At 57.0% G+C, this 8,165-nt stretch carries 8 protein-coding genes and 1 pseudogene; 4 read left to right on the top strand and 5 right to left on the bottom strand.

Annotated elements, in window-relative coordinates; genetic code table 11:
* Positions 1 to 263, top strand: a 263-nt coding sequence (locus I6F20_RS37395; RefSeq protein ID WP_225131523.1) for an integrase core domain-containing protein, incomplete at its 5' end; no start/stop codon positions are given.
* A 522-nt stretch (positions 264 to 785) separates the two neighbouring features.
* Here the strand turns inward: I6F20_RS37395 and I6F20_RS37390 are convergent.
* The gene (locus I6F20_RS37390) at positions 786 to 1,622 is read right to left on the bottom strand and encodes a 2OG-Fe(II)-dependent halogenase WelO5 family protein (RefSeq protein WP_225131521.1); all 837 of its coding nucleotides are present in this window, start codon (positions 1,620 to 1,622) and stop codon (positions 786 to 788) included.
* Positions 1,623 to 1,626: 4 nt separating this feature from the next.
* Positions 1,627 to 2,871, bottom strand: a complete 1,245-nt coding sequence (gene ectB, locus I6F20_RS37385; protein WP_225131519.1) for a diaminobutyrate--2-oxoglutarate transaminase — start codon at positions 2,869 to 2,871, stop codon at positions 1,627 to 1,629.
* A 1,147-nt stretch (positions 2,872 to 4,018) separates the two neighbouring features.
* Between ectB and I6F20_RS37380 the strand changes: the two genes are divergently transcribed.
* From I6F20_RS37380 to I6F20_RS37370, 3 genes are all read left to right on the top strand, one after another.
* Positions 4,019 to 4,249 (top strand): hypothetical protein, encoded by a 231-nt coding sequence (locus I6F20_RS37380; RefSeq protein WP_225131517.1) that lies wholly within the window; start codon positions 4,019 to 4,021, stop codon positions 4,247 to 4,249.
* Positions 4,250 to 4,335: 86 nt separating this feature from the next.
* Positions 4,336 to 4,596 carry a hypothetical protein gene (locus I6F20_RS37375; RefSeq protein WP_225131515.1) on the top strand — a complete coding sequence of 87 codons (261 nt, stop codon included), beginning with the start codon at positions 4,336 to 4,338 and terminating at the stop codon, positions 4,594 to 4,596.
* Positions 4,593 to 4,892, top strand: a complete 300-nt coding sequence (locus tag I6F20_RS37370) for a hypothetical protein (protein ID WP_225131525.1) — start codon at positions 4,593 to 4,595, stop codon at positions 4,890 to 4,892. Before I6F20_RS37375 ends, I6F20_RS37370 begins: the two co-directional genes overlap by 4 nt.
* 5 nt (positions 4,893 to 4,897) lie before the next feature.
* On the opposite strand, the pseudogene I6F20_RS37365 reads toward I6F20_RS37370, so the two are convergent.
* The 3 genes and pseudogenes from I6F20_RS37365 to I6F20_RS37355 form a co-directional block, all read right to left on the bottom strand.
* A pseudogene (locus I6F20_RS37365) lies at positions 4,898 to 5,134 on the bottom strand (integrase core domain-containing protein); the annotation flags it as partial.
* 76 nt (positions 5,135 to 5,210) lie between these two features.
* Entirely contained in the window at positions 5,211 to 6,224 is a 1,014-nt protein-coding gene (locus I6F20_RS37360; RefSeq protein ID WP_225131513.1) for a radical SAM protein, read from the bottom strand.
* Between the two features lie 979 nt (positions 6,225 to 7,203).
* Positions 7,204 to 8,165: KamA family radical SAM protein (locus I6F20_RS37355; protein WP_225131512.1), on the bottom strand; the 962-nt coding region annotated here is incomplete at its 5' end.

The following is an 8,165-nucleotide window of genomic DNA, read 5'->3' as shown; positions in this document are numbered from 1 at the left end:
GCCGGATGCGCGATGAGCTACTCAACGAGACCCTGTTCTTCGATCTCGATGACGCCCGCGCCAAGATCGCCAACTGGGTCGCCGACTACAATCTCCAGCGTCCCCACTCGTCGCTGAAATACCTGACTCCCGCGGCCTACGCCGCCCACCTCACCGCAACGGACGATCGGCTGCGCAACCCCGACCAGCTCCGCCGATCGTCCGTTGCTCCACCCGCGCCACTTGGCGTACAAAACCCCGAGACTCTAACTGCCGCTGGATGAAAATGCAGTGGCAGGTCACCCGGCTCCCAGAGTTTCTGAACCAGGATGCCTTAGATCGCCGTTCCGTTCGCATGTTGGTGGATCGTCGTGATCATCAGGAGCCAGCATATGCTCGGAGCCACGCGTTTCAACGTGTCTGCGCGCTGCGGCACATGAGGAGACTGCTACGGTTTGGAGAGCGGTCTTGCTTACCAGGTGCAAGGGCAGCCGTACAGCTTTGCGAAGGGCGGACTGCGCTTGCAAGCAGACCACCTTAAGACAGAAGCGTGACGCACAGCCTCACACGGCGTAATAAGCTTCAAAAGTCGACGTTCAGCCGTAGGACGCCACCGACTTGCGCTGCTATCGTTCCTAATGCCCATTTCATTTCGTACGAACTGTGACGGGTCGCCTATCACGCTGCGACGGCATTCCAACAGGCGAGGGGTCCGTGCGGCAACGCTATCCAATTGATGCCGGACATTCGATAGATAGAACTCCTTGTCGCCACAATGTTACCAGCATGACTGTGCAAGTCCGACTTCAGGTCCACCAGAGAACCACATCTGGGCTCGCAAACCCAAAAAAACAGTTCAGCAGAAGGCGAGGCTTGCCATTGCCTGATTGGCCGGTCACCCCATGAACGTAGCCGCCGTCGATGAGCGCGATATCTCCTGCTTTGAGCTGAAAATCGTGATAAGGAAGGTCCTCAAGATAAGCTGTCGAAAAGGGATAGCCTGTAGTCTCCAGGCCTTGCGATTTTCGGTCACTCTCTGTCGGTTTGTGGCTCCAGATGCGCAGATTGCCACCTTCATCGGGCATGCTGGGGTAGAAATTCAGCGCTACAACCGTTTTGTTCGCCACCGGCCGAATCTCGCTATCGGCACATAGAACTTGGGCGACGTCGTCGTGGGGCTCTAAGCAATACATCCCTGCGCCAGACCAGCAGATGGCACGACAAAGATTAGCTTGACCGTGCTCCGAGCGAGCCAGCCGCAACTCAACTCCCTGTTTGTGAAGCTCGCCTTTCAGCGCATCGAATAACGCGCGGACCGGATCTACCAGATCCGCAAAAAGGGCTTCCACGAAAGGACGCGCACTTTCCGCATCGGCAAAATAGGTGGCTGCATTCCTCCTGTAGTGCGATGCGCCGACATATCGGCCGGGAACGCCATCTTTGCGCTCCTCGAGACCGGGGTTTCGATTAAAGTTCGTCGTGATGTCCTCGGCCAGCTCGGGACTGAATGCCTGTTTGATGTGCAGGCCGGTGATCTCACCCTTTAGGATTGAGATGATCTCCCCAAGTTTGATGGAGCCGGTTCGTTCCTTGGTCGTGAGAAGCGAGATCGCTGGTACTTGAGACAGCTGTGCAGTTGCCATTGCCTTACTCCTGTATTGCCTGCTCGAGGATCGTGATGCCACGGTCGAGCTCGGCATCCGAGATTGTTATCGGCGGGAGGACTTTGATGACGTCTCGGTTTGGTCCCGAAGATTCAATCAGCAGTCCGTTTGCGAACGCGATATCGTGTGCGCGGTCGACAATCGCGTGTGAGCGACACTTGAGACCCGCCATCAGGCCGCGGCCTCGCTTTTCTTCAATGCAATTCGGGAATTTCGCGACGAGATCATCAAGGTGTCGTTGCAATTTGGCAGCTGTCCGCTCGACGCCAGGAGTAAATTTGGTGTCTGACCACATTTTGCACATGGCGCCTGAAGTCACGAAAGCAAGATTGTTGCCTCTGAAGGTGCCGCTATGTTCTCCGGGTTTCCATACGTCTAGGTCGGGGCGAATCAAAACCATGGAGAGCGGATTTCCCGAACCGCTTAGCGACTTTGAAAGACAGACGATGTCTGGTTCGATCTTTGCAAATTCGAAGGAGAAGAAATCACCTGTTCGGCCTGATCCTGCTTGAATGTCGTCGACGATGAAAACGATGCCGTGGTCACGGCAGATGCGCTGAATATCCGTGAGCCAACGTGCCGATGCAGTGTTCATGCCGCCTTCTGCCTGGATCGTTTCCAGAATGATTGCGGCGGGTTTTTCTATGCCACTCCCGAGGTCGCCCAGGACGTAGTCGATGTAACTCGCTGAATCGAAAGCTCCGTTTGCATAGCCGTCATAGGGGACGCGGATCACATCGTGGCGAGCCACGCCGCCGAGCTCCCTGGTAGAGGCTGAACCTGACACAGCCAGGGAGCCAAGTGACATCCCGTGGAACGCATTTGTAAAGGCCATGACGCTGGAACGGCCGGTATATTTTCGGGCCAGCGCAAGCGCCGCTTCGTTAGCGCTTGTTCCAGTCGGTCCAGGAAATTGCAATTTGTACGAAAGACCCCTCGGCTTCAGAATCGTATCAACAAACACTTCGATAAATTCACGTTTCGCCGTTGTGTGCATATCAAGCGACAAAAGAATGTTCCCGCCCGCGAGATAATCAATTGCCGGTGCAAGGATATTGGGATTGTTGTGCCCGTAGTTGAGTGCGCCGGACCCCACAAGGAAATCAATATAGCTCTTGCCGCCCTCGTCCCAAATCGTCGCCCCAAGCGCCTTCGTAAAGACAGTGGGAAACGAGCGGCTATAGCGACGAACATTAGATTCATGAGCAGAGAAAACGTCAACATTCATCTTGCGGATCCGTGTGCATGCATCTCATTGAGCGAAATGGACTGAACACGTTCAGTTTGCGACAAACGTCCAGACTGCAGCGACTGGTTCATCACGGTGCATTCCAGACCGTTGTCTCGATTCAGCTCCTGGCGAGTCTCTATCTAAGAATCTGCGAACAAAGAACCTACTAAGGCCGGCAGTTTTTGTTGCAGAGGCACTGACACTGCCCCGCAATATGTGGAACGGCCGGCGTGCAAGAGCTTCTTCAGCCGATTTCACACATTAGGACCGTGCCGTCATATCCCCGGCCTTTGCGCGCGGCACGTGGCCGCTGGGCTCGATGAGATCCGCGCAACGGGGAACTAAATCAAGTTCACGCGTTTTAGCGCATGGGGGGCAGTAGCTTCACTCGCTTCAGGATTTCGTGCCGTGGTTCATCGGCTGTTGTTGCACCTTGCCCTCTGCCGGCCTGCGCCGGTCAGATCGCCTTGGCGACTGGCGTCCATCGGACGGCGGCCGCAGTAGTCGACAGCGGGTTGGGGTGCCGGTAGGTCCCGCCTTTCGCCAGAAGGGCGCAAATGATCCGCGAAGTCTTGTTGACTTGCGCAAGCGCGACAACCTTGAAAGACGGTCTGGCGAATAGCGCCTTCAGCCAGGGTCGCACCTGAGCGTCCTCTGCCGCTTGTCGATGGGGCGTTGAAAGATCGAATCCCATCAGTCGCCCTGCTTTCTGGATCGGCTGATGGCGCTCGGGTGGTCGCAGGAAGAAGTGATCGATGATGATCTGGGTCGTTCAGCCACCGGCGGCGACCGCCGGATTTGAGCGAATGGTAGCGGAGTTTGCCTCGGCAAGGCTGGTGCGGTTTGCTCCCGCAATATCGCGCTTCGCCAGCAACAGCCGGGACGGGCAGCAGACGCGTGGGCGATACCGTTCTGGTCGATCAGGAGACGATCTATGCGCCGAGCCACGGCACCGCCCCCTCCAGCTCGGGCTCAAAGGCTGCCTCAATGAGTACGAGCTGGATTCGTTGCGCCAGCGCTCGCTCTCGGCCCGCTACGAGAAGACGCGCCGGGGCGAGTTGGTTGTGGCGGCGCCATATCCCGCACTACAACTGCGCCTGGATGGATAACGACGGCCCTCATGGCTTCCGCGGATTGCGCGTCGATGATGCAGTCGATACTGCTTGCTTTTCCGTCGGGGCGCTACGCCGCTGCAACCGCGGCCGCCAAGGAAGCCGGCGAACGGCGCGATCAGATGCGCGATGCTCTCAGCCGCAACGTCGAAGCAGCGTGCTATGGCGCCGACCGGGCCTTGCAGCAATTCGATGCGGCTGCCCCTGCTAGCCGGTTGGTGGCGAGGAACGCAAGACACCGTACGGCCGATGGCTGCCGCTGATCCAGCGACGCCTTGCGTCGCTGGCCACTGATCTAAAGACTGTCTGAACGGCGCCTACAACCAATGCACGGCTGAAGAAGTGCATCGTGGGCATCCCGATCGACAAAGTCGTGGCCGATGTAGCCTCGGAGATCGTTCTCGTCGTCCACTACGAGGTGACGCCACAGCGAGCTGCCCTCGCCGACGCGCCGGCGCGGACAGCGCGGCAGCACCTCTGCCGAGCCATCCAAGCCGTGCGTCAGCTGGTGCTGATCGGTAGCGACGAACTGATTGCGGCTTCCTCAACCGCAACGGCCGCTAGACGGGCAACGGCAAGCGCCGGAGCCGCGTGCGCGTCACATCAATGAGCTCGAAGTACCGTGTCCCGGTGTTCAAGCCCGCGGAGGACGGGATCAAGCCTTGGCTCATCCTGAAGATTGCATCCAAGACGCTGCGGCTCGCGCCTAAAGCGGGAGAGATCCAATATCTTCATCCTCTGTTGGATGGTCACTGGGTCTTCGCCCGCGCCGCCTCAGAGCGTCCGCCGTTCAATCGATCACCAAAGGGCGCGGCAAATCCAAAGCCTCCGCAGGATCGCCTCCCAACCAGCGAAACCTCTTCTCATCAATCGCATAGCCAGACGGGTACTCCGATGCAGGTTTGACAATTGCGCCAAGTCTCCACATTTTTCCGGGCCTCCAGAAGGGGCATGAACCAGTGGGCGTTGAGGCATTCGGCCAGGAAGCGGCAGTTGGAGGCTGGATAAAGGCGTTGTCGGTCGGCATTCCGAGCCGCGAGAGGCGAGAAGACCAGCGTGGCGCCGCGCTGATGGGCCCACAGGTAAGATCGCGCGAAAACGAACTCGCTGCCTTGATCGACGCGGATCGTTGCCGGAAACCCACTTTTAGCTGTAATCGAAAGGCCCCGTGGCACCGTCGACTACCGCTGAAGTCAAGGCATGTGGCGTACGCCGTTCTGTTGGCTAAGCGCAAGCACGCGCACGGCTCTCAATATGATTGAGAAGGGCAGTCGGACACTTGGCGCAGCTGTTCGTCTGGTATTTCTTAAGGGCGGTTCCCCAAGCAGTTTCTAGGTCAAACCCCGGGTACCGGACGTTTCCGACAACAAGTTTATGGCTGTCGGGATCACCGATCGCGCAGGAACAGGGATAGAGGTCGCCGTTCGTAGAGAGATAGCCCGAAGCGAAATAACAGTTGCATTCGGTGAATCGAACGTTCGGCGGCTGCTTTGTCACTTCGATGAGAATTGGCGTTAGCAGCTCAAGGCGCGTCGAGCCCTGTGCAGCCATTGCGATTAGTGCCGTCTGAAGTTCTCTAACTTCCTCAGCCGAGTCCAAACATTCGTCTTCGTAGTCGAGAGCGGCACCTACAGCGAACATCGGCATGATTCTGAAAGTGTCGACGCCGATCGATGACAATGCGCGATAGGCGTCTAAGGCCCCATGGATGTTGTGCCGATTCACAATCATCCTAGCCTGCACCAAGACCCCGCAATTAACTGCCTCTGCCATCTGCCGGAGTGCCGTTTTGTGAACTCCCCGCTTTGTCTGAACGCGGTCAAGCGCCTGCGCGTTTGCAGCATCACAATTGAATTGAAAGGCAAGCTTGTCGCGATCGTCGAAGATTGATGCGACATCACGAACTGGCACCTGACCAAGTCCACCAGTGTTCAGCTGGACATGAATGCCCCGTCTGTTTGCAGCGTGTGCCATCAGGGCTGCAGAGCGCGGAAACACGATTTTGAGAAGCGGCTCACCACCGGTTACGATGACTTTTTCCAACCTATGTCGTTCAACGAGGAGGTCCACGAAATTTGTAATTTCCTTGATAGTCAACTGTGATGGATCCCGGCGTCTCCTAGATTGATTTCTATACTGTTCGGGAACATAGCAGCGTTTGCAATGAAGATTGCAGTAGGAGGATACACTTATTTTGACTTGGCCAAAAACGAGCGGAGGCAAGTTGCGAAACGGCATGAGGTCCTTCCAACTTTTCTGAGGGCGGAGCAGGATTTATGCCAGCAGGAGGCCAACGGAATGTTGCCGGCCTTTGGGCACAATGTCGCGATCTGCTCCTATCGAATCTGTGACCAGGATCCCTTGCCGTAAGCATCGGGTAGCGATGATCACCCACTCGGCATTCTCAGATCCCGTTGCCGCGCCATTCCTCCAGCGCGAACCGGTACCGCTGGCGGCGATGCCTTCACTCTCAGTGAAGCCCCTAACTCCAACCGCGAGAGCGAGTCGACACAGGCCGCGCACGTAAGCCAACGGCTCTATCGTGCCGGGGGCTTGTCGAGCAGCGCACCAGTGTTATTTTCGTCGCTGATCGTCTTGCGCGTCTCGTCCGCACTATTGCAGCAACGCTGCTCGTCCATTGGCTCTCGATTTCCTGCAACCCTTGCCTCCAACGGCACAATGCGGAGTACCGGTGCTCTCACCTTCGCATTCCTAGTTCGATCAGCCGTTCACCCAATGGTGAGCCCAGCACTTCTACTCGGATATTGCGCATGCTCCACGTGCCCGCGTTAACCAGCCCGCCCCCGAAGCTCCAACCCCTATTTTGGATGCTTCTGGCACAGCGACCTGCGCACCTCTGTCGGCAAGATGTAGGGCGGCAGCAAGGGTCGCCCGGGCAGCGCTACGCCGAGCGGCACGGTAATTTCTGCGCGCCTGCTCACGGGAGCCACTACGCTTGCCGGTGACGCTGGACTGACCGCGCCCCACTGATGACTGCATTCGATCATTCACGAAATGAAAGCAGCAACACCATTTGCCCGCCACTCGAGCTCGCACTCGGCTCGCACATGATGCAAATATCCTACCCACGTCACTGCGACGGTGCCATTCCTCTGGAGGGCGCGGCTAACAGACCACTCGCGCTGACCGTATACCGGCCGGACTTTGGTAGTCCCCGCGCTCTGCAGCAGTAATCATCATTGCGCGCCCACCGATCTCATCCCTCGGGCAAGTCGTCCAGCCAGCAAGCATCCTCCACGTGCGGCCGGGAAAAGATCCTCCCGATCTTTTCGGGCATCTTATTTTGATGATATCGCATATACACGCGACCATCATCTCCCAGATCGAGGATCTCGATCTTTCCCGTGTAGTGGGACATGATGTATTTGAATGTCTTCTGGATGCCGCTGAGACGTTGGTTGATGCCGCGCGTAATCTCTAGTCCGCGACGCAATGAAACCTGAAAGTGCGAAGCGCCTTTGACTGGCCTGCCCTGAAAAAGATAGTAGGGACGCACTCCGATTTGATGACATTTGGCAAAGGTCGCCGCCAACACCTCGGGATCATCATTGACTTTCGCGAGAAGAACGGACTGATTGAGGAATTGTACGCCCTGTGCGCGTAAGGACTGAATTTGGCGTACCGCATAGCCCGAAATTTCGCCGATGTGATCGAAGTGTGTGACGATTACTGCAGTCTTACCCGTTTTTTGGAGTCGTTGGAACAAGGCCGGTAGAGCGGAATCGTCAAAACGCTTGGGCTCATAGGCCACCATTTTCGTCCCGAATCGAATTGATTCCAAATGTCTGATGGGGAGCAAATGATCAAGAATCTCATTGAGCTTGGCAGTGCTGAGCACGAATGGGTCCCCTCCAGATAGCAGCACGTTCGTCATTTCAGGGTGGTCGCGAATATATTGGGCGACCCTTGCGAAATCGGGCGCAATTTCATCGGACTCCTTGCCGACTAGGCGCTTGCGAAAGCAATAGCGGCAATATGACGCGCATCGGTCCGTTACAAGCAACAAACCGGTCTGGGGATACTTGTGCTGGTGATCTGAGGCCGGCAAACTGGACCATTTTTGGCTAGAGTTGGCGCTGCGTAAATCCCTCGACTGGGAGGAGCGACGACGATGAAGGCCTCGAAGTTTTCGGACGCCCAGAAGGCGTTTATCCTGAA

Origin of the sequence: Bradyrhizobium sp. IC3123, from assembly GCF_020193625.1 — a bacterium.
Classification (GTDB): domain Bacteria; phylum Pseudomonadota; class Alphaproteobacteria; order Rhizobiales; family Xanthobacteraceae; genus Bradyrhizobium; species Bradyrhizobium yuanmingense.
The sequence above is the reverse complement of the archived record's forward strand: the minus strand, read 5'-3'. Positions and strand labels throughout refer to the sequence as shown.

Bases quoted from the DNA above. Each gene is read 5' to 3' on its own strand.
- ectB (WP_225131519.1), bottom strand. From the start codon at position 2,871: ATGAATGTTGACGTTTTCTCTGCTCATGAATCTAATGTTCGTCGCTAT.
- I6F20_RS37380 (WP_225131517.1), top strand. From the start codon at position 4,019: ATGATGCAGTCGATACTGCTTGCTTTTCCGTCGGGGCGCTACGCCGCT.
- I6F20_RS37370 (WP_225131525.1), top strand. From the start codon at position 4,593: ATGAGCTCGAAGTACCGTGTCCCGGTGTTCAAGCCCGCGGAGGACGGG.
- I6F20_RS37360 (WP_225131513.1), bottom strand. From the start codon at position 6,224: ATGCCGTTTCGCAACTTGCCTCCGCTCGTTTTTGGCCAAGTCAAAATA.
- I6F20_RS37390 (WP_225131521.1), bottom strand. From the start codon at position 1,622: ATGGCAACTGCACAGCTGTCTCAAGTACCAGCGATCTCGCTTCTCACG.